This window comes from Paenibacillus planticolens (assembly GCF_013141725.1).
GTDB classification, from domain to species: Bacteria; Bacillota; Bacilli; order Paenibacillales; family NBRC-103111; genus Paenibacillus_E; species Paenibacillus_E planticolens.
This window is the reverse complement of record NZ_WHNZ01000068.1, coordinates 1-21,986: the sequence shown is the minus strand read 5'-3', so window position 1 is coordinate 21,986 and position 21,986 is coordinate 1. Positions and strand designations below refer to the sequence as shown.

16 protein-coding genes and 3 pseudogenes are annotated in these 21,986 nt (G+C 42.1%); 3 read left to right on the top strand and 16 right to left on the bottom strand.

Annotated elements, in window-relative coordinates; all coding sequences use genetic code 11:
• Positions 1–69 precede the first annotated feature (69 nt).
• The 9 genes and pseudogenes from GC097_RS28305 to GC097_RS28265 form a co-directional block, all read right to left on the bottom strand.
• The gene (locus tag GC097_RS28305; protein WP_171686637.1) at positions 70–936 is read right to left on the bottom strand and encodes an AraC family transcriptional regulator; all 867 of its coding nucleotides are present in this window, start codon (positions 934–936) and stop codon (positions 70–72) included.
• A 101-nt stretch (positions 937–1,037) separates the two neighbouring features.
• Entirely contained in the window at positions 1,038–1,964 is a 927-nt protein-coding gene (locus GC097_RS28300; RefSeq protein WP_312875739.1) for a ribokinase, read from the bottom strand.
• Between the two features lie 48 nt (positions 1,965–2,012).
• Entirely contained in the window at positions 2,013–3,413 is a 1,401-nt protein-coding gene (locus tag GC097_RS28295) for an ADP-ribosylglycohydrolase family protein (protein WP_171686635.1), read from the bottom strand.
• A 20-nt stretch (positions 3,414–3,433) separates the two neighbouring features.
• Positions 3,434–4,318 carry a carbohydrate ABC transporter permease gene (locus GC097_RS28290; RefSeq protein ID WP_171686634.1) on the bottom strand — a complete coding sequence of 295 codons (885 nt, stop codon included), beginning with the start codon at positions 4,316–4,318 and terminating at the stop codon, positions 3,434–3,436.
• 60 nt (positions 4,319–4,378) lie between these two features.
• Positions 4,379–5,269, bottom strand: a complete 891-nt coding sequence (locus GC097_RS28285) for an ABC transporter permease (RefSeq protein ID WP_171686644.1) — start codon at positions 5,267–5,269, stop codon at positions 4,379–4,381.
• Between the two features lie 70 nt (positions 5,270–5,339).
• On the bottom strand, positions 5,340–7,034 hold the full coding sequence (locus GC097_RS28280; RefSeq protein ID WP_171686633.1) for an extracellular solute-binding protein: 1,695 nt from the start codon (positions 7,032–7,034) through the stop codon (positions 5,340–5,342).
• A gap of 158 nt (positions 7,035–7,192) precedes the next feature.
• On the bottom strand, positions 7,193–8,605 hold the full coding sequence (locus GC097_RS28275) for a response regulator transcription factor (RefSeq protein WP_171686632.1): 1,413 nt from the start codon (positions 8,603–8,605) through the stop codon (positions 7,193–7,195).
• Positions 8,598–10,346 (bottom strand): sensor histidine kinase, encoded by a 1,749-nt coding sequence (locus GC097_RS28270; protein ID WP_246294507.1) that lies wholly within the window; start codon positions 10,344–10,346, stop codon positions 8,598–8,600. The genes GC097_RS28275 and GC097_RS28270 overlap by 8 nt, the downstream gene beginning before the upstream one ends.
• A 375-nt stretch (positions 10,347–10,721) precedes the next feature.
• Positions 10,722–11,158 (bottom strand): annotated as a pseudogene (locus tag GC097_RS28265) (ABC transporter ATP-binding protein); the annotation flags it as partial.
• Between the two features lie 385 nt (positions 11,159–11,543).
• On the opposite strand from GC097_RS28265, the gene GC097_RS28260 reads away from it, so the two are divergent.
• The 3 genes and pseudogenes from GC097_RS28260 to GC097_RS28250 all read left to right on the top strand — a co-directional run.
• The gene (locus GC097_RS28260) at positions 11,544–11,870 is read left to right on the top strand and encodes an ArsR/SmtB family transcription factor (RefSeq protein WP_171686631.1); all 327 of its coding nucleotides are present in this window, start codon (positions 11,544–11,546) and stop codon (positions 11,868–11,870) included.
• A 164-nt stretch (positions 11,871–12,034) separates the two neighbouring features.
• On the top strand, positions 12,035–13,783 hold the full coding sequence (locus GC097_RS28255) for a SulP family inorganic anion transporter (RefSeq protein WP_171686630.1): 1,749 nt from the start codon (positions 12,035–12,037) through the stop codon (positions 13,781–13,783).
• A 128-nt stretch (positions 13,784–13,911) separates the two neighbouring features.
• Positions 13,912–14,479: pseudogene (locus GC097_RS28250) on the top strand (IS6 family transposase); the annotation flags it as partial.
• A gap of 221 nt (positions 14,480–14,700) precedes the next feature.
• Here the strand turns inward: GC097_RS28250 and GC097_RS28245 are convergent.
• From GC097_RS28245 to GC097_RS28215, 7 genes and pseudogenes are all read right to left on the bottom strand, one after another.
• A complete protein-coding gene (locus tag GC097_RS28245; RefSeq protein WP_171686629.1) occupies positions 14,701–15,375 on the bottom strand; it encodes an ABC transporter ATP-binding protein in 675 nt (224 codons plus the stop codon).
• 55 nt (positions 15,376–15,430) lie between these two features.
• Positions 15,431–15,955, bottom strand: coding sequence for an RNA polymerase sporulation sigma factor SigK (gene sigK / locus GC097_RS28240; protein ID WP_171686628.1), 525 nt, complete (start codon positions 15,953–15,955; stop codon positions 15,431–15,433).
• Between the two features lie 189 nt (positions 15,956–16,144).
• A complete protein-coding gene (locus GC097_RS28235) occupies positions 16,145–16,693 on the bottom strand; it encodes a LutC/YkgG family protein (protein ID WP_281364383.1) in 549 nt (182 codons plus the stop codon).
• Positions 16,694–16,820: 127 nt separating this feature from the next.
• Positions 16,821–17,452, bottom strand: a pseudogene (locus GC097_RS28230) (ABC transporter ATP-binding protein).
• A 126-nt stretch (positions 17,453–17,578) separates the two neighbouring features.
• Complete coding sequence (locus GC097_RS28225; RefSeq protein ID WP_171686626.1) at positions 17,579–18,862, bottom strand: Gfo/Idh/MocA family protein; 1,284 nt, start codon at positions 18,860–18,862, stop codon at positions 17,579–17,581.
• 72 nt (positions 18,863–18,934) lie between these two features.
• Positions 18,935–20,707, bottom strand: a complete 1,773-nt coding sequence (locus GC097_RS28220; RefSeq protein ID WP_171686625.1) for a glycoside hydrolase family 35 protein — start codon at positions 20,705–20,707, stop codon at positions 18,935–18,937.
• Between the two features lie 343 nt (positions 20,708–21,050).
• Positions 21,051–21,986: cohesin domain-containing protein (locus GC097_RS28215; protein WP_246294506.1), on the bottom strand; the 936-nt coding region annotated here is incomplete at its 5' end.

Sequence of the window (21,986 nt, the reverse complement as noted above, 5' to 3'; positions counted from 1 at the left end):
CACATAACTTATATCCTTTAAGCTACTTAAAATATAATCCTAAATAGGTGAAATTTCTTCACTAAATACTTAATCCGATTCACAAAAAGGGCTATTTATTCCCTTAGCTGCTTTCCTATAATCCCCAGGAGACATCCCTACAATTTTTTGAAATGCATGGTAGAATGGGTTGTGACTCTGAAACCCCGATTGATAACATATATCCACAATGGACAAATTTGTATTCAACAGTAATCTTCTTGCCTCATTCACACGTAAATGGAGCAGATAATCCTTAAAACCTTCCCCCATAATCTCTTTAAATAAGTGGCGTACCCGCGAAGGGCTAAGGTCAAGTTTCTTAGCGACATCTGAGAGTTCTAGAGGTTCTCTAAAGTTTTCATGCATGTAGGTTAATACAGGCGCTAATTTGTAATAAAGCGCAAAGACTAGGTTAAATTCCCCCGTCGATATATGACTCTTGAAATGTCTAGAAAGTAGAACACAAATTTGCAGAATGTAACTACGAATCATGCCATGGTACGCTGTTCTTTTCTTTTCCATCTCCTCATTTACAGCTAAAATAATTTGTCCGATTTCTTTGGCAGCCTCTAATTCGAAAGATATTTGATTAATAAATTTTCTTGGACTATAGAAGAATGGAATTAATAGTTCTTTTTCAATTTCAATGAGCTCTTTTTTAAAAAAGACAAAGATGTAATGGCTCGGATTTTCAGGATCAGACTGAGCAATGTGCCGTTCCATATTATTAACGATGAACACATCACCGGGATTTACACTAAATTTTTTATCTCCAAAGTAAAACCAACCCTTGCCGGAAAGACAATAACCAATTTCAAATGAAGTATGCCAATGGAATGTTTCTAGTAACGAACTGGGCGTCCATTTGATTATTCCAACAGGTATGCCTTCTTCTAGCTTATTGAAAACTTCCATAAATACGCCCCTTCCACGGTACTTGTAGCTGTAGATGAATACTTCTGACTACGGTAAATAAACCGTCAGATCCTTCTGACGGTTCATTTGGCGACATCTGGTTACTTCTTTGAATTTATAGTTGTTAAGAAGGCCTCAATCTCAGATTTATTTGGAATACCACCTAGGGCACCTTTTCGTGTAATTTTTATTGCAGCAGCAGCAGAGGCGAATCGCAAAGCCTCTTCCGAAATATCCTTTGAACCTGTCGATGCAGCCAAAGCTCCTATGAAGGTATCCCCGGCCGCCGTCGTATCAACTGCCTGTACGTCGAAGGATGGAACATACATAACATTACAGCTGCTATCGGTAAACATTGACCCTTTATTTCCTAACGTCAGCACGACATTCCCTACTCCTCCATTTATTAATTTTACGGAAGCTTGCACGGCTCCGTAATCGTTAGAGATGGGGATTCCAGTTACAGACTCGGCTTCAGTTTCATTGAGAATTAACACATCAATGAAATGAAGTACATCTGACGGTATTTGTAATGCTGGGGCGGGATTAAAGTAAACGCTGATGCCTCGTTTATAGGACTCTTCCATCACATATCTCGTAGTATCCCAATTTATTTCATTTTGAAGCATCACAATATCAGCAGTATCAAACACATCAAGAGAATCTTGTATATCATTCACTGTTAACAAACCGTTAGCTCCCTCAGAAAGAATAATATGATTTTCTCCTGACGCATCTACTGTAATTGATGCTACTCCCGTATTTCCATCTTTATGAATAATAAAATTTGACTGGACACCGCTTCCAGAAATAGCGGACAATAACTGCGAGGCGAATGGGTCATTGCCAACAGCACCAATGAATATGACCTGAGCTCCAGCTTGAGCTGCTGCTACAGCCTGATTTGCTCCCTTTCCTCCAGGATTATAGTCAGTCTTTAGACTTTTAATCGTTTCACCTGGGAGAGGTCGTTTCAAAACATGATTTACTATATCCATATTCATACTACCTACTACAATGATTTTCACCACATGCTTACACCTCAAATACTTTATTCATCTTGTTTTTTTATAAAATCAAAGGCAGGAATCCATGTTCTCATTCACATAGAGTTCGCTCGGTTGAATTCGATGTTGGCCGAGGTGCAGCAGCTCTGGCAAACGCCCCATTCGCTCAGCCAAACGGGAAAGCTTCTGCTCATTAAAATAAGATAACCCCGTATAAATTCGGTCCTGAAATGGCTCAAGCCATTTGGTTTCCAAGCTGCCAGAACCAAAATAAGCCCCGAGAAGAGAACCGGCTGTTGCCCCAAAGCTGTCCGTATCGTTGCCTTGCATCACCTGTTTGCAAATCCCATCTCCGACGTTTTCAGCAAATCGAAATGTATTTATTAAGGTGCCTATTTCCTGATAAACCTGACAATGACGATAACTCGCATACTTATGGTTAATGCTCTGATAGGCTGTCAGCCAGTTATCTGCATGCGCGACCATCTGCAGGCAATCCTGAGTAACCTCGTAGAATCGACTCCGTCTAGGTACGAATTGCAGTGCAGTACGGATTATTTCTAGCGGATCACGCAGCACCTGTGCGACTGCAATCGCAGCAGCTATGAACATCGTGGCGTAGATACCGGTCCGGCGGTGCGTAAAGCTTGCATCCCGCCAGGCCAGCTCAGCAGCAAGAGCTGGTTGACCAGGGCAGGCATAGCCGTAAGCGTCTGCACGAATCGCCGCACCGCATAGCTCTGTATCCTGGACCATGAAGTCAGGCCAACCTTCGATTTTAGAATGATGAAATATGTCCCTATCATGCTCCAAATAGCTTATCCCCGATCGAATCAGGATGGCCCTCTCCGGACCCCAGGTTGTGCTTATCGGAATATGATTAATCCATAAGTCTCTTACATTTCTTTTCGTAAAACCAGTGCCGAATTGCTCTAGCACCATCATTCCCATTAAGGTGTAATTGATATCGTCGTCAGGTGCCACGTAATGCATTCTCCCCCGGGTCGTCTCATACCAGGACCAATGACGACGATCCAATGCATGAAGGATTTCATCAGAAATATAATCATTTAGTGGCCATTCCCCTGTGGAAGTTAGCGCTTCACGCAATTCCGACAGGCTGGGGTTTACCTCAATTGGCTTGCCCAACATGGAACCGCAGACTGAAGCAAGGAACGCCGCCTCTACTCTCTTGGAGCTGTCCTTCAGATTCAGGATTCCGACTTGTCCGAGAGGTCGAGCCGGATCGCATTCCCGCCATATCTCCTCTAAATCATTGGGCTCATAGTAAGACCAATTGTCCCTCATTGGAATAGCAGCCAAGCTGTGAGCGAATGCCACATAGGCATCATAGCTTGCTGGAAGCTGTTCCAGCTTGGCTAAGTAACCAGATGTTTGATGTCCCTGCTCGAATTTATTGCGCAGAATTCCTTCTAATTGACGTTTAAGATATGTAAGTGATGGTAGCATGCTGTATCTCCTTTATTTGATTACTCCTTAACAGATCCTAACGTAATCCCATGGATAAAAAATCTTTGTAAAAACGGATAAATGACCAAGACGGGAATCATCGCAATAAAGATTTTGGCTGCGTTCAATGTCTGATTGGAAAGCTCGCTCATCTTTTGAATTTGTTCTGCCGTCATGGTTTGTGCATCAATGATAACGACCAATTGTTGAATGTAGGTTTGCAGCGGATAATGATCGGCACTGGACATCAGCACAAGACCGTTAAAAAACTCATTCCAATGATAGACTATGCTGAATAAAGTAACTGTAGCAAGCACCGGAACAGCCAGTGGAACATAAATCTTGACAAGCATGTACCATGGACCCGCTCCATCTACTAACGCCGCCTCTTCTAGCTCCTTAGGCAGATTGCGAAAATAGTTAATGACGAGAATAACACTAAAAACCGGAACGCTATTCCCTAGCACGAGTGCCCAAATATTATTGATTAATCCGAATGATTTAACCGTTTGATACCAAGGGATCAAGCCGCCGTTAAATAGCATAGTAAAAACCAAAATCCACATGAGTACATTTCGAAAAGGCAAATCTTTCGCATTTTTGGATAACGGATAGCTCATGAGAACGATGATTACAAAATTAAGACTGGATCCTAGTACGACACGCTGTATTGAAACCCAAAAAGAATTAAAAAATTTGCTGTCGCCCATAATTTCTTTATATGAACTCAAATTAAACCCCACCGGCCATAATCCAACCTGACCCGAGGAAGCTGCTGCATTCTCACTTAACGAGATCACAAGCGTGTACCATAAAGGAAGTACACACAGAAGCGCAATGCCAACGAGAAGCACAACAAGCAAAACATCAAATGCTTTGGAGCCAAATGTTTTTTCTATAACCATAGTTGTAATGCTCCTTTATCTAAACATCAATTCGAAAAGTACCCGCCACAGAGGTTGCTATTAAAAAATACGATAATTTGCAAATCTAGCAGCCAAGAAATAGGACGTTGTAATCAAAGTAAAACTGATAACAGATTTTAACAGTCCAACGGCCGTTGCCAAGCCATACTGTAAATTCAATAAACCGGTTCGATATACCCAGGTGTCAATAATATCACCGCTTGAATAAACAAGAGGATTATAAAGGTTAAATATTTGATCGAATCCAGCATTTAAGACATTGCCAAGACTAAGTACAGAGAGCAAAATAACCGTTGTAGTAATTCCAGGCAGCGTGACATTTAGCAGCTGTTGCAAACGCGATGCGCCATCAATCGCAGCCGCTTCATATAAAGAGGGATTGATGCCCGTCAAAGCCGCCAAAAAAATAATCGTATTGAATCCAAATTCCTTCCAAACATCGCTTCCAACAACAATGAAGGGAAACAAATCCGCTCTGGCAAAAAATAAAGTTGGGCTTATCCCAAACACAGACAAGATCCCGTTAACCGGTCCTTTGTAAGACAAGATATCCAAAAGAATATCGGAAAGAATAACCCAAGATAAAAAATGGGGTAAATAAACAATTGTCTGAATCCATCTCTTTAAAATGGTGATACGCAATTCATTCAACATCAGGGCAAAGGCAAGCGGTACAATCATATTGGCGATAATTTTCATTACAGCAATAAAAATCGTGTTGATAAAAATTGTTTTACTATCATTAAGCGCAAACATATACTTGAAATTTTCCAATCCAACCCATTCGGAATGAAACATGCCTAAGCCAGGATTAAAGTCCTGAAAAGCGATGACGATTCCGAACATAGGAACGATACTGAACAGAGTCAACCAAATAAATCCAGGGAGGAGCATGAGATAGTAATGCTTGGCATAACCCTTAGTTATCATTCTGTAAATCACTTCCATTCTCGCTTATTAAGAGAAAGGCATCAGATTTCGCTGACGCCTTTAGGGATATTTACGGTTTTGCAACCTCGTCTATTTCTGCAAGAATTTGATCTCCGCCTTGCTTCTTCCAATCTAGTACAAACTGATCGAAGGAATCTAACGGGGCAGCACCCATTATAATTTTGAGAAATGTTTCCTTTTCCAATTTATCCAGTGCAGCCCATCGGCTTTCCATGGTTTTGGTCTGCGAGTAGGTTAAGCTATATGTTTTTTTATAAGGCTTTTGCAGTGGTGAGATGCCGACGAAGGTGGAATACATTCGTTTCCATACACCCAAATCCGCATTGGGGTTCCAATACTGGATATCATAATTGTCGTAAGGCTCCAATTTAACCTTTTTTACGTTTTCAGCGTCAGCTTTTAATAGATTGTATCCGGGAAGATTTAAGTCTTCCGGCTTCTTAGTGCCGGCTAAAACCTCTTTCAACATTTTATAGGTAACATCCATGACATCCATCGAGGCAAAGACCAGACGTAATGGATAATTGCTAATCGCAACATTCACATCGAATTTCGATTCATCTCGATACAAGAGATTTTGCATTTGAATCGCCGCTTCAGGATGCTCATATCCCTTCCGAACAACGAGATATTGGTTCGATGGGTTACCCATATGCGGAGTAAATTCGCCATTCACATCAAGAGGTGCGGTATAGGCCTGCCAATTTGCCTTCGGATTATTCTTAAACGCATCCGCTAACGGACCATACCCACCTGACCACCATACACCAAAATAGATGCCCGCTGTTCCATTCTTGATTGATTCCTGTGCATCCTTGCGAATGCTCATTTCCTTATCGATTAAACCTTTGGTATAGAAATCCCGCAACTTGGAAAGCGCTTGTTTCGTTTCAGGCTGAATGGAACCGTACGTTGCTTTGCCATTAGAGCCTTTTAGCCAATATCCCGGATAAGAATGGAATGAAGCAAAGATGGGGTCAAACCCATAGTTGTTGCTATTCGGATTAATAAAATCCGCATTGAGCTTTCCGCCTAGTTGCGGACCTGCAATACCGATGGTGTCTGCCTTCCCATTACCGTCGGGATCCTGCTCAACGAAGGCTTTTGCCACTTTTTCCAACTCATCCATCGTCTTTGGAGGCTGTAGGCCTAGCTTATCTAACCAATCCTTGCGAATCCACATGTAATGTACCATATCTGATTCCGGGGTTACGTTTGGCAAAGCATACATTTTCCCATCCACTGTAACTGATTTGAGTGCAAGCCCATTCGTTGTTTCAATAATGCCTTTAATGGTTGGCGAAGCGTATTTATTGTAAACATCGGTTAGATCCTCAAGCTGGCCGCTTTTTACCATTTGTCTGAACTGCGTCTCCTTCACAATTAACGCATCAGGCAAGTCATTACTGGCAATGGATAAATTCACCTTCTGTTCGTAATCTTTTCCCCCAGCGGCCTGCCAGACAATCTTCGTGTCAATGTTTAAGTTTTCTTTCACATAACGGGTATACTGATTGTTCTCGGGAGAGTCTCCGGCTGGTAAGCTTTTATCCGACGCATCGACTTCTTTCCCAATTCTAAGCGTGATTGGTTTCTCGGATTTACCAAATGGATCCGCAGCTTTTTGCACTGCATCCGTTGAAGGCTTCGGGGATTCTTTGGAAGAGCTTGAATTACTACATGCGGGTAATACAACTATCATGCCTGCAAGTAAAATCTGAATGCCTTTTATTAATTTGCTCATGTGTGCCCCTTCTTTCTCTTTTCAATTAGTCCACATGTAAAGGGTATCACACAAAGGTCTCTAGCTAGGATAGGCGACGGTTGCATGTTTAGAGAGCCAAATGACCGACGATTAGCAAGACTTTGCGACTTTTTTTTCAGCTATTAACTTTTGCCCCCCTATGTATCGGACATTTCTCTACCTGTGCCCCGTGTTTGCCGATATTTGCTCGGAAGCATGTCCGTTTGCTCACGAAAGGTGCGGCTAAAATACTTTTCATCCATATACCCAACATTCTCTGCAATCCAAAGTATTGTTTTGTTGGTATAGAGCAGAAACACCTTTGCTTTTTCGATACGAACCTGACGTAAATAGTCACTAAAATTCATGCCAACAATTTCTTTAAAGCATTGACTGAAGTAGCTTCGACTCATATTGACTCTTCTAGCAATGTTTACCGCTGTAATCTGTTGATTCATCTCTTCATGAGCTATATACACAGCTCTAACAATGCTCTCCATAACCTCTTGCGAAAAGGTAGGTTTATCTATAGCGTTACGTATCGTGTTCCGTGTGTTTATAAACCATTCATCGACTTGATACCAGTAATCAAATGACTCCAGCAGTTCAATTTCCACTAAGCTCACAGGATAAAATAAAAGATTCCACTTATCGATTAATGCATACAGCAGCCCGAAAAGCTTCGCCTGAGGTAACCGCATCATCTTTAAAGCATCGATATGCTGCTTAAATAAACTGTTCTGATAAATCCATTCGTAAGACGACCATTGCTCTTTCAGTTGATTTATACTTTGTTCAGACTGTGTTTGCTTGGGACAGCCCCATTCTTGCAGCACGATCGACCCCATACTAGAATCTAAATCATAATCGTAAAAGAAATCCTTCTCTCTATATTCTCTTAACCAACGATGTACATCTTTATGGGGCCTGCCGTAGAGACCGATCAGATTTATCAAGGCCCATCCCGATTTCGTGCTGACCTCTTGTGTAAGCCCTTCCAACCATAATTCGCTAGACGGCTCCGCTGGTGGTGTCCAAAGCCAAAGGTTCATGTCCACTTCAATCATGACTTGATTCGCGTTTTCGCACCACTCCTCTACCCAATAATCTCCAACATCATTATTTAATGAGAGCAATGCATAGCCTCGATCGCTTGTATAAATCTCATTTAGATCCAGAGCACGTTTTTGTTCTTGGGCAATCCGGTTGTAGATCCTTTCAAGCACTTCCTCAAAGCGCTCCTTTTCAAGTTGAACCTTAGCAATGTAATCAATCGCGCCTAATCTAAGCGCCTCTTGGATGTATTCAAAATCCTGATGGAGGGTCAATACAACGATATAGATATGAGTGAACTCTTTACGGACCCTCTTTATTAATTCAATGCCCGACATAACAGGCATTGCAAGGTCAGTAAGCAGCAAATCAACAGTATTAGATTCTAAAAATTCCATTGCCTTTTCGCCATTGCTTGCTTCCCCGACAACCTCCATATCGAAATTCTGCCATGGCATTGCCGAGATAAGGCCTTTTCGAACTAGTTTATCATCATCAACGATCATCACTTTAATCATGATTTGGTTCCACCTCCGAGAGGGGCAGGCTCAACAAAATGCTCGTTCCTTTCCCTACGACACTATGAATTTCCACCTTAGCACGCTCACCATATTGCGAATCAATCATACGCTTTACATAGTTCATCCCGATGCCCATACCGACCTTCCTATTTTCAACTTCTGAGTTATTTAATAAATTTTGTATGATTTCTTCTGACATTCCTGAGCCGTTATCGTGAATCGAAATATTAATCGTTTGTGTTAATTTCACTTCGACTCGGATGAAGCCATCATCGCTTAGACCATGATAAAGCGAGTTTTCCACGAGCGGTTGAAGGATGAACCGCGGAATCGGCATTTTCAATACCTCTTCATCCACATGAATCTGCACATCAAATTGAAAATCATAACGAATTTGCTGCAAAATAAGGTATTGCCTCAAAGCCTCGATTTCCTCTTGCATTGTTGAAGCTTGTCCTAGCTTGCCTAAATTATAATGCAGCAGTTTATTTAAAGACGTTACAAGTCGATCGATTTCGTTCTGCCCGTTCATGACAGCCAACCAGTGTACCGTATCCAACGTATTCATCAAAAAATGAGGATTGATTTGATAAAGCAATTTCTCGACTTCAAGATCAACTCTGCGCTTTTCTTTCTGTTCAACTTCCGCGAACAAATCCCAAATTTGTTCTTTCATTTGTCGAAATTGATCCAAGAGATAATCAAATTCTGGTATTCTTGTTCTTGCTATACCAGATTGGATTCGATTTTGCGCCATCAGCTTAATCTCTTTATTGAAGCCATTTAAAGGTCGATACACCATTTTCCATAATAGCCAAGCTAAAAACAGACTCATTCCCAAAAAAACTAACGAAAATAGTAGAATTTGAAAGAACCATCGATTTATTTCTTTATTATAATCTGCTTTAGGAATCACAGAGACAATGCTCCAGCCTTGATTACTTTCTTGCCTGAACCAGTAAAACTCATTTTGTGTGCCTGAAGATTTTCCGTTTTCGAAGCCAGGGAATTTGGTATCCATTGCAAATGTGTTCGGTAATTCGCTGTAGGCAATTCTACCATCATTGTCAAGGAATATATGAGAGTTCTTAACTCCGGTTTGATCATTATTTAGGATGCTTTGTGTCAAATGGAATCCTGTTTCAATGTAAACATAAACATCATCCCGATTAGGCAGTTCTACTTTTCTTAAAGCAGACAACACATATTGATTATCAAATGCATTGTTGCTTACATGCGGACCATAATAGGAAATTCCAGAGTATTGGGCAAGCAATGGCAATTGTTCCGGAGAGAAGCTATTCTTGACTCCCGAATTTTCAAGATCATAGGAATGATCATGCTGGAAATAATAGAGGGTTAATCCGATACTGGGATTCGTGAAAGTAATAAGGCTTAATTCATCCTTCAGATTGCTTTTCATTTTGACTCGTTCGTAGGGTTGACTATCTGTACTCGATAACAATTGATCTAATTTCTTGCCTACGCTACCTTCAAATGCAAGCTGTTGGGATACATGGTTCAAATTACTGATGGTGCCCTCTAACGAGAGCTCAACTTGTTTTAAATTACTTTGAATGCCGCTTTGAATTTTATTTGTAAGAATGGAGTAGATCGTATAGTAAGAAATCACACCGATGCTAATAAACGGAATCAACGAGCTGAATAAGAAGATCATAAAAATCCTCTTTTTTAAAGTCAGGTAATCATAAAGGAGTGATTTAACATTTCTGCTCATATTGAAAAGTATACAGACACACGCTCCTCATAATCATATTTTCTGAATCTAGATTTGGAACACCCACTGTGTTACCATAGGTTAACCTTCTAACCAAAATAACACAGTACCCTCATTTTCAACAATAACAGATTTGTGTGTGACACTGATGTTTGAATGAGCGGAGCTTATACGAAGAAAAGCAAAAGGCGCTATGGTTTCAAACCAAAGTACCTTCTGCTTTTTACCCATGAACCATGATAAGTTCCGCGCTAAATTGAAATCAAAGCAGCACAGTAATTATACTGTGCTGCTCTATTCTATCAAATCGTTCTCTCAAAATTCTAACAAAACAACCAATACTGTCTATAAAACAGCAGATTCCCTCTGACGAAATTAACGATGAATGAGTTTCCCGTTTTCCAAGAATAACACTCGATCACAAAGCGACAAAACTCGGTCATCATGCGTAACCATAACCGCACTCTTTCGCTGATCCTTTACTTGCTTCGCGATCATACTTACAACATCGTGACCTCGAGATGCATCTAAGCTTGCTGTTGGTTCATCTGCGAACAGTACCGCTGGGTCATTCATTAAGGCTCTTGCGATAGCGACCCACTGACGTTCCCCCCCCTGAAAGTTTCTCAGGATATGCTGTTCGACGATTAGGCAATCCCATCTTATCGAGTAACTCTTTTGCTCATTTGGCTTGTTTTTGCCGATGATAGATTCTCCATCGAGTAGAACATCCCCACTTGTTGGTTCAAGAAGTGCTCATGCTATGGACAGAAATGTACTTTTCCCGAGCCCGAAGGTCCCATTACCGCGACCAGACTTGTATTTCTGTTCTGACAGCCTACACCGTCTATTAAGTGATTGCAACTGCGACAACAAGAACCGCCATTTTGAATGCAGACCTTACAAATATGTTCTGCACCTAGACCATTTAAAGTTCGCATGCCATTGTCGATAAGATATTTTCTTGAAGCTATATATATTTCGTTATCAACAAACATTCAGATCCAATCCTAACATATAGTTTTAAATAACAAAATATTTGATTTTTTGAATGTTCATAACTTATACTATGACTAAAAAGTATTTAAATTTAAATTTAAATACGCAAAGGACTTTTTTAAACTTGCTACATTGCTTTCCAATTTGTGATAAGATATTCTATATATTCAAATTTTCGAACATTTAGAGGAGAACGCTATGTTTCAAGAAATACAGCATTTTAAAGCCGATTTTTTCAAAGCGTTAGCACACCCTTTGCGTATAAGAATCCTTGAAGTTTTAGCCGAGGGCGACAAGAACGTTAATGAGATACAAACTATATTGGGCAGTGAAGGTTCTGCCGTTTCACAACAGTTAGCCGTATTAAGAAATAAAAACGTAGTTCGTGGGATTAAAGACGGAACTTCAGTGATATACTCTTTAACAGACCCTCTAATTACGGACCTGCTAATTGTTGCCAAACAGATTTATGACAATCACCTTATTAATGCTATTTCAATGTTAGAAAATATAAAGAATCAGTAATTCATTACAAAAAAGGGGTAGATCGGGTTATTTCGATTTACTTCCTTTTTTTGTTTATTTCTATTATTTATCTGTGGAATTAAGATTTGACACCTGATTATTTTAGATATATGATTTTATGTATATTCAAATAATCAAATATTTATAAGTTGGTGGGATTGGATATGAAGATCTCTTTTAGCAGCAGATTCCAGGGGTATAATTGGAAAAAACTACAAAAAGACTTGATTTCAGGTTTGATTGTAGGTATTGTCGCCATTCCATTAGGAATGGCGTTTGCAATTGCATCGGGGGTGAAACCTGAATATGGATTATATACAACGATCGTAGCAGGAATACTGATCTCATTATTTGGTGGTTCAAAATTCCAAATTGGCGGTCCGACAGGTGCATTTATACCCATTCTATTTGCGATTGTTATGCAATATGGGTACGAAAACCTGCTTATCGCAGGTTTTATGGCAGGGGTCATTTTGCTATTCATGGGGATTTTTAAATTAGGTGCTGTAATTAAATTTATTCCTCGTCCTGTCACAATAGGTTTTACCACAGGAATTGCCGTTACCATATTTACAGGACAAATTGCCAATTTTCTTGGATTGCGTAATCTTCAAAAGCATCAGGATCTTCTTTCCAATATGAAAGAATTAGGCATTCATATTTCAACAATCAATATTTACAGTATCTTAACTGCTCTGATTTGTCTGGTGCTTATCATTTTAACACCAAAGCTGTTTCGTAAAATTCCTGGCTCATTAGTGGGATTATTGATTTCTACTGTTGTAGCATCCATATTCTATCCTGACAAAATTGCAACCATCGGTTCTACCTATGGTGCAATTCCAAAAAGCTTGCCTATTATACACTTTCCTGCACTTTCAATTGAACACATTCAATCTTTAATAAAGCCCGCTTTTGTAATAGCCATGTTAGGCGGCATTGAATCCTTGCTTTCAGCCGTAGTTGCTGACGGAATGTCAGGAACCAGACATAACAGCAACCGTGAATTGATTGGTCAAGGGATCGCCAATATGATGACTCCGTTGTTCGGGGGTATTCCTGCAACGGGAGCTATTGCCCGAACTGCAACAAATATTAAAAACGGAGCGGAGTCTCCATTCTCTGGAGTTGTTCACGGTATTGTCGTCTTGTTGGTTTTGTTCTTATTTGCTCCATATGCCTCAAACATTCCTCTAGCGAGTATGGCACCCATTTTAATGGTTGTTGCTTGGAATATGAGCGAACGTAAAGAGTTTGCACATGTTTTAAAAACCAAAACTGCGGAGTCATTGGTTTTGCTTATTACTTTTCTTCTTACAGTTTTCACAGATTTGACAACTGCTGTTGAGGTTGGATTAATCTTGTCAGGTATCATTTTTGTGAAACATATGAGCAAACTACTTATTACTGCCAAGGTCTTGCCCGACCCTTCCGATAAGAACGAAAAAGTATCCGCGCATATGGTTCATGAGCAACATAATTGCCCTCAAATCAGTATCTACACCGTCGAAGGGGCTTTGTTCTTTGGGGTTGCTAATACGTTTGAGAAATCCATTATGGATGAAATCAATTACAAACCCAAAGTGCTGATATTGAGAATGGGCAATGTTCCCTATATGGACACAACAGGGGAAGCCAATTTGTCAAGTATCGTCAAGCACTTTAAAAAGCACGGTAGCACCATAATCATTTCCGAAATACAAAATCAGCCGCGCAAAATGCTTCAAAAGACAGGATTATACGAAATCATTGGGCAGGAACACTTTTTTGAAAAAACAGGCGACGCGGTTTGCTTTGCACTAACAAAACTTAACCACTCTCAATGTCTTGGGTGCAAGCATTTTGCATTCCGTGAATGCCATCAGCTATCAAACCCGAGAGTTATCGTGTTCGAACCCGATTCGATTAAATAATGGTTTCTTCCAGCACATCTTACTGCTTTGGTAGAGGGGTGTGCTTTTTCTGTTTAAAGCATTCCCTTTTGGGAATTTTAACGAGCAGGATGTGGTGCAAAGTTTTAATCCATGATACCATGATTGAAATGAATTCTTTGGATGGGGCAATTACGTTGGAAACAGGATTAGATTTGTTTAAGTGGAAGCAGTATGAATCAGATGTTATCTTGATAACAGTAAGATGGTAATTTGAAATATAGCCTAAGTTATCGGGATCTAGTGGAGATGATGGAAGAACGAGGTCTTAGGATGGCTCATACAACCATCATGAGATGGGTTCATGAGTTTGGACCGGAACCAGACAAGCGAATTCGTCCCTATTTAAAGCCGACAAATGATTCCTTCCGAACTGATGAAACCTATATTAAAGTTAAAGGACAGTGGAAATATCTTTACAGAGCAGTAGATTCAAACGGAAATACGATTGATTTCATGTTGTCTGAGAATCGAGACGCTCCCGCTGCCAAACGATTTTTCAAGAAGCATTGACTTCAACACACAATCAATCGCCTCGCGTGATCACTGTCGATAAGAACCCAGCTTACCCCTATCGCAGTTCAGCAATTAAAGGACGAGAAGGCTATGAAACAAGAAACATTACGACAAAAGAAATATCTTAACAACATTATTGAACAAGATCATCGGTTTATTAAGATGCTTTGGCCACGATGAAATCCAATTCACTTGGAATATGTATTGCCATATAGATCACGATACTCTTTAGGAGGCGAAGCCCAAACTCACCATTACCTCACCAACCCTAGCAACCCATACACTCCATTTCTTCACCACCATATTACTGGTTATGCTCGGTTTGAAGATGAGATCAACCCACATAAACAAACCGGCACCCCATCGGAGTACCGGCCCTCTTCCTACCCAACCTCACTCAATTTCCCATCCCTGAAATACACAACCCGCTTCGCCTGCTGCGCAATCGCCAGATCATGTGTAATCAAAACAATCGTCCTGCCCTGCTCATTCAATCTCTTAAAAATCTCCAAAATCTCCACACCCGTCTTCGAATCCAGCGCCCCCGTCGGCTCATCCGCAAGAATAATCGCCGGATCGCTTGCCAACGTTCTTGCAATCGCAACCCGCTGCTGCTGCCCGCCGGAAAGCTCCGAAGGCAGATGCCGCCTGCGTTCCACTAAATCCACCGCTTCCAAAGCCTTCATGACAAGCGGCTCCCGCTCTTTCCTGCTCATCCCTCGGTAAATGAGCGGCAGTTCTACATTCTCATACGCATTAAGCCGAGGTAACAGATTAAAGTTCTGAAAGACGAATCCGATCTTCCGATTCCTTATTTCAGCCAGCTGAGCATCCTTCAGTTGATTAATTGCCTTCCCGTCCAGCATATAATTCCCATGATCTGCAATATCCAAGCAGCCAATGATATTCATCAGCGTTGATTTCCCGGACCCCGACGGGCCCATAATCGCCACGAACTCGCCATGATCGATTTCCAGGGAAATATCATCCAAAGCCTGAATCGTTTCCCCGCCCATCACATAGTTCTTACTCACATGTTCAATCTGGATTAAGGTCATTCCCTTCGCCTCCATTACTTGAACCCAAATAAATGAAGTGTGCGACTCATCAACCTTACCGCTTCGCCTTATAAAACTCATGATACAGCTTCATGAGCGCCCTTTTCTCAATCCGCGACACATAGGAGCGGCTAATCCCCAGCTCCTTCGCAATCTCCCGCTGCGTCCGCTCTTCCCCGCCTAACTCAAGTCCAAACCGCCCTACCACAACTTCTTTCTCGCGATCGTCCAAAATCTCTAAGTTCCGGTAAATCTTGCTCTTTTCTATCTTGAGCTGCACCTTATCCACGACATCGTCGGCTTCCGTGCCGAGGATGTCGATCAACGTAATTTCATTCCCCTCTTTGTCCGTTCCGATGGGATCATGTAAGGACACATCCTTGCGTGTTTTCTTCAGTGAGCGTAGATGCATCAGAATCTCGTTCTCGATACAGCGAGCCGCAAAAGTCGCAAGCTTCGTGCCCTTATTCGGTGAGAACGATTCAATCGCCTTAATCAATCCAATCGTCCCGATGGAGATCAAATCCTCGAGATCTTCCCCAGTATTATCGAATTTTTTGAGGTTGTGGACACGAAGCAACGTAAAATCCTAAAGTCCCTCTACATATACTGCTAGCAGAACAAAGAGCTGCCACCCGGCAGCTCTTTCGAAGTGAACTATTGTTCTCCGTAATAACCATTCAGGAAATCAGATATGTCACGTAAAGATTCGAACCAAGATCGGCCTCAACCCTCAATGGACTGTAGCAGCCTAATGAAAGTTCTATGTTTATTCAATGATAAGTGCATATACAACACCTGGACCATGTACGCCGATCGTCAAATCATTTTCAATATCAGCAGAACGACTTGGACCAGAAATAAAATGGATGCCCGCCGGTCTATCCTTCATTTCCAGTTTATCAAAAGGCCGGAGTACTTCACTCAACCTTGTCTTTAATCGCTCCACAGGAATGATGGCAATCAGTGTTGTGGGCAGTAAACTGACACTTCTTCCCTTAGTCGGGGCTGAAGTAACAACTAGTGAACCTGTGTAAGCAATAGCATGATCTACTGTTACAATACCAATATCAGCTCCTGCCGCGATTGCTACGAGTTTCTCTCTGCCATCACGATCAGCCCCGGCAGCGTTCCACACCGTAATGTCAGTTTCAGTCTCCGTAAGTGCGGCGCCTAGAGACTCCAACTCGGGTTGATCCTGAATGATCAAGTACTTGGCTTGTGTCTCTTCAATGAAATGTTTAATGAAGGCTTGGGCTTCAGCCATTCCTAGCAATCGTTTGGCATGGCCACCAGCTTTAGGGCAATAATAATCCAGACTTGCCGCAACCCGAGGGTAATGTTGTCTGAAAACCGAGATGCTCCCGCTTGTTCATAATCGGTGATTAGCCGACGCCAAATGAAGCAAAAACCGGCACCCCCTCGGAGTCCCGGTCCTTTTCCACCTATCCAACCTCAGAGAGCCGCCCATCTCGAAAATACACAACCCGCTTCGCCTGCTGTGCAATCGCCAGATCGTGCGTAATCAACACAATAGTCCTGCCCTGCTCATTCAAACTCTTAAAAATCTCCAAGATCTCCACACCCGTCTTCGAATCCAGCGCTCCTGTCGGCTCATCCGCGAGAATAATCGCCGGATCGCCAGCCAACATACGGGCAATCGCAACCCGCTGCTGCTGCCCGCCTGACAGCTCCGAAGGCAGATGCCGCCTACGGTCTACCAAACCACAGCTTCCAATGCCTGTCTGACAAGCGGCTCCCGCTCTTTCCTGCTCATCCCCCGATAAATGAGCGGCAGCTTCACATTCTCGTACGCATTTAATCGTGGCAGTAAGTTAAAGTTCTGAAGCACGAAGCCGAACTTCCGATTCCGTATTTCAGCCAACTGAGCATCCCTCAGCTGATTAATTGCCTTCCCATCCAACACATAGTCTCCATGATCAGCAATATCCAAACACCCAATAATGTTCATAAGCGTCGACTTCCCCGACCCCGAAGGGCCCATAATCGCCACGAACTCGCCATGCTCGATTTCCAGGGAAATATCATCCAATGCCCGAATCGTTTCCCCGCCCATCACATAGTTCTTACTAACATGTTCGAGCAGGAGCCCAATTTAGAAGAGACTGATTGACTTGCAACCAGCCTCTCTTGATGCAATTTATGCGCTGCCGCAACCGACGTCATTACTTCCGCCTCTTGTTCATCTAGCTGGCAAATTTGTTTTTAATAATTCATAGAATTCACCCATTTGGATAACACAATTCTCCAAACGGGACTTCTCAGCTGCAAAAGCCATAAGATGGCTTTGAACAGACACATGAGCTGAAGTGAGTCCTTCTACATTTCCCTCTTGACTCACCAATCTTACGAAATCTTCCATAATACCTTCATCTCCCCCACCATGCCCCTCATGCGATGTCTCAAGGCGAATGATCTCCTTTTCCCCAGTCAAAAAACTCGTGATTTCGATTTCGTTCCTTTCCATATCCGCTCTGATTTGCCCGTTAGATCCCATCAGCTTCAACGATCTCCCACCTTCAAATGTAAAAGCGCTCATCGTAAAAGCAACCGTTACCCCGTTATCAAATTCCATATTGACCACCTGATGGTCAACGACATCATTATCGCACTGGTACACACATCTGCCGTATGGCCCCTCCTTCAAAGCATGGAGTACGCCTTCATCGCTTGTATCGTTACTAACGACTGTGCGGAGAACTTTGTTAATCCAATCATCCCGATCAATGTAAATTTTAGGCGCATAATAAGGACATTCATCTTCAACGGGACAACCATCCAAACACATTTTTGGTGCGCCCTTAGGAGCATTCTCTTTCTGAAAATGCGTTAAAGAGCCGAAAGAAGCTATTTTTGTACAATTCGCATCGGCTAACCACAATAAAATATCCATGTCATGGCAGCTTTTAGCTAATATCATCGGGCTGGATTCCTTGGAGTTTCTCCAGTTGCCTCTTACAAAGCTATGGGCGTAATGGGCATATTCAACATTCTCCGTGTGCTGGATCGTAACTAATTTGCCGATGCGGCCTTGTTGTAACAACTTTTTAATCGTCTTGAAAAAATCTGTAAATCTTAACACATGGCAGATGGAAAATACCCGCTGGTACGACTCAGCGATTTCCCCTAAAATGATGCATTCTAATGGATCGTGTGACATCGGTTTCTCAAGCAGGACATGATATCCTTTTCTCAGCGCATTACATGCTGGTAAAAAGTGCATCTGGTCCTGGGTGCAAACAAGCATCGCATCAGCTAACTTGGGCTCTGCTAATACTTGTTCCCAGCTTTCATAGCCGTGTTCTGCGGGAATATTATGTTCAAGCATAAATTGTTTTCTTCGCACTGGATCAATCTCTGCAACAGCGACAAATTGAACTTGATCCGGGCACTTCAACGCATAAGATCCGTATGCGCCAGCGCCTCTCTGGCCGGCACCTACAAGGACTGCGGTAATTTTTCTCAAGATAATTCCTCCAATTAAGTCATCTATTATTTATATAAGATTATCGTTAGTGACCGAATAATTTCCAACAAACTACCCTAACTCAGCAAAGTCTTGAAAAATCACAATTGGATTGTTTGTGCCATGCAGTTCGAACACGATTAACTCATTTTCCCCTTCGCGCAAAAGCGGTCCTGGGATATATAATGTTTTCTGCGGACCAATGTCCCAATAACGTCCGAGATTATAGCCGTTAATGTAAGCCACCCCCTTTGTCCAACCTTCCAGCTTCAAGAAAGTGTCCCCAACCTCGTCAACATGAAACTTGCCTTTATAAAAAGTAGGCGTAAAAGAAGCATTTTCTGGCATATCCCCGAATGCGAGTTTCGATAGATTATTTAGAGGAAGCGAGTGAATCTTCCAATCGTGCAAAAAACCTCGTTCAAAACGAACTCCTTCTGTAATCCCTTTTGGATCTTTCAAGCCATAACCATAATTAATCCGGCCCATATTTTCCACTAAAACACTTAATGTCGCGCCTTCGGGAGGTATTTCTACCATAATGTCATTCTCTTTTATTTCCACTGTCTGATCATGCGTGTTTCTTTCCACCACCCCCTGATAAATCCCATCCAGGAAAATGAGTGCCCTGTCATGTACTTGTTGGAGTACGAGTTTATTCATTGCCCTTGGGCCCGATATCTGTGTCGTATACAAAATAAAACCGTAATCCTGATCCAATTGTTCCATCGTTATTGGACATTTACTTGTTATCGGGGAGGATAACTGATTAAGCGAATCAAATAGCCTCGTTTGCTCTGTTAGGCGGACAATGCCGTATTGTTTCTTTGGAATGGAAGAGGGAATTTCAACATCCGCCAAATCCACATACTTGGAAAGCAATTCTCGAACTGCGATGTATTTGTCCGTAATATCTCCGGATTCATTCAACATCGCGTGATAATCATAACTGGTTGCGGTCGGTTCATATTTACCCAAAAAACCAGCTCCGTTATAAAAACCAAAATTCGTGCCGCCGTGGAACATATAGAAATTAACGGAAGCACCCAATTTCAGTATCCGGTCCAATACGTCCACCACATCGTCATTATCTCTCTGGTGATGTTCATCTCCCCAATAATCGAACCAGCCATTCCAATATTCCATGCATACCAACGGACTTTCTGTCTGATATTCCTGCAATTTGGCAAATGCTTCTTCAGGCCGCGAACCGAAATTGACTGTTGCTAACACATCAGGAATTAACGTACCTCCTTGTAGATTGGAATCGTCATACCCGTCCGATGTGAATAGCAGTACATCCATTCCACGGCTGATCATGGCTTGCTTTAAATACGCCAGATATTCCTTATCTGTGCCATAACTTCCGTATTCATTTTCAATTTGCATAGCGATAATCGGTCCGCCATTCGTACAAAGAAGAGGTTTAAACCTTGCCAACAATTCGTTGTAGTAGGTGTCTATTTTATCCAAATAAGGCTTATAGCAACAACGTAATTGCATGGAAGGGTCCTTAAGGAGCCAGTAAGGCAACCCGCCAAATTCCCACTCCGCGCAAATGTACGGACTCGGCCGAATAATGACGTGCAGTCCTAATTCTCCCGCTATTTGAACAAAACGCTCAACATCGGCGATACCTTGAAAGTTAAACTGCCCTTCTCTCGGTTCATGGATATTCCAGGCTACATAGGTTTCAACCGTGTTAAAACCGCAAGCTTTTAATTTCAACAACCTATCTTTCCAATATTCAGGCACAATTCTGAAATAATGCATTGCTCCAGACAGGATTCGAATAGGTTCGCCGTTATAAATAAACTGTTTGCCTTCAATTGTGAACGTAGCCATCTTAGCATCTCCTTAAATAACATTTCTTCGCGCAGTAGGGTATTCATTTTGAATGGTGTTTTCCATCTGGTAATGAGTCATCACATTTTCTTGTTCGCTGAGCATACATTCGAACCCTTACAAAAGGAACAACAAAAATCAAAGAATCCTTCAATTTCTTTATAAGCACCTATCAAAAATAGTGATTATTCTATAAAATAATTAAATAAGCCTTCAAAACGCTGGAATCAATGTCCATACGATAGGTACAACTACCTAACTAGACAAAAACTCATGAAGGTGTCGACACCCTCATGAGTTTTTTGTTACTCCATTCCTTCAACTATTAACCACTTTCGTTTTTTTACTGCAAAATCGCTTTAGCTACAATAGCAAGGTCAACAATGTCAACTTTGCCGTCATGGTTGACATCCGCTTTCTCATTCCAGCCCGCTTGACCTTGTTGTTTGCCGTAAGCGGCTGCAACCACAGCCAGGTCTCCAATGGAGACACCGCCTCCATTGACATCTGCGGTTATTTTCTTGCTTTCGAACAGTTGAATTGCCGCTTCCAATGCGGCTTTCGCGCCATCCACCTGCTGCTGGGTAGCATTCGAATCGTTTGCTGCCGCTTTGGCTGCATCGATAGCCGACTGCAATTGGGCTTTGGATCCAATCACATACAATCCGTCCTCATTGCCTTCAACTGCTGCATTGTACTTCGCCTGAGCGCTTGCAATCGTTGCGTTCAAAAGCGACTTATCTACAGATATGCTAGATACAGTTATTTGTAGCTCGCGGGAAGCACCGCCGACCTGCAGCTCATTCCCCTCCCCGTTAGCAATAACAACATTGCCTACAGAAATTGTCGTATTGGTTGCCTGGGTGACAGATTTAGCCGTAAATTTAATGGCGAGCAAATCGCCTTGGGCAGGCACGTTCGCGCCCACGCTGGCAGCCACAATCCGGAGTTGACCCGGCGCTGTTTCCTTTTGATCGATGACTTGGATCCCGTCTTTCAGGGATGTCACCGAATCGAATTGCACACTTGAAGGGGCATACTTTAATGTAAAATCTTGAGCGTACAGTTGCTGGTATACGCTTTGCGTAACGCCGGTCAATCCCATCGTCAGACTGAAGGCTTGCCCAGAGTTCACCTTAACGGGTCCGGCTATAACAGCTTGCGGCACTTCCGGTGAATCAAGACATACATTGATCTCCGCAGCCGATGCCCATCCGTTAACGCCTGCTGTTGCTTCGAGCTTGACATAGGATGCATTTATCGAAGTAAATGTTGCGTA

Coding starts and splice junctions, on each gene's coding strand:
- GC097_RS28305 (WP_171686637.1), bottom strand. CDS start 936: ATGGAAGTTTTCAATAAGCTAGAAGAAGGCATACCTGTTGGAATAATC.
- GC097_RS28295 (WP_171686635.1), bottom strand. CDS start 3,413: ATGCTACCATCACTTACATATCTTAAACGTCAATTAGAAGGAATTCTG.
- GC097_RS28290 (WP_171686634.1), bottom strand. CDS start 4,318: ATGGTTATAGAAAAAACATTTGGCTCCAAAGCATTTGATGTTTTGCTT.
- GC097_RS28285 (WP_171686644.1), bottom strand. CDS start 5,269: ATGATAACTAAGGGTTATGCCAAGCATTACTATCTCATGCTCCTCCCT.
- GC097_RS28280 (WP_171686633.1), bottom strand. CDS start 7,034: ATGAGCAAATTAATAAAAGGCATTCAGATTTTACTTGCAGGCATGATA.
- GC097_RS28275 (WP_171686632.1), bottom strand. CDS start 8,605: ATGATTAAAGTGATGATCGTTGATGATGATAAACTAGTTCGAAAAGGC.
- GC097_RS28270 (WP_246294507.1), bottom strand. CDS start 10,346: ATGAGCAGAAATGTTAAATCACTCCTTTATGATTACCTGACTTTAAAA.
- GC097_RS28260 (WP_171686631.1), top strand. CDS start 11,544: ATGTTTCAAGAAATACAGCATTTTAAAGCCGATTTTTTCAAAGCGTTA.
- GC097_RS28255 (WP_171686630.1), top strand. CDS start 12,035: ATGAAGATCTCTTTTAGCAGCAGATTCCAGGGGTATAATTGGAAAAAA.
- GC097_RS28245 (WP_171686629.1), bottom strand. CDS start 15,375: ATGACCTTAATCCAGATTGAACATGTGAGTAAGAACTATGTGATGGGC.
- GC097_RS28220 (WP_171686625.1), bottom strand. CDS start 20,707: ATGGCTACGTTCACAATTGAAGGCAAACAGTTTATTTATAACGGCGAA.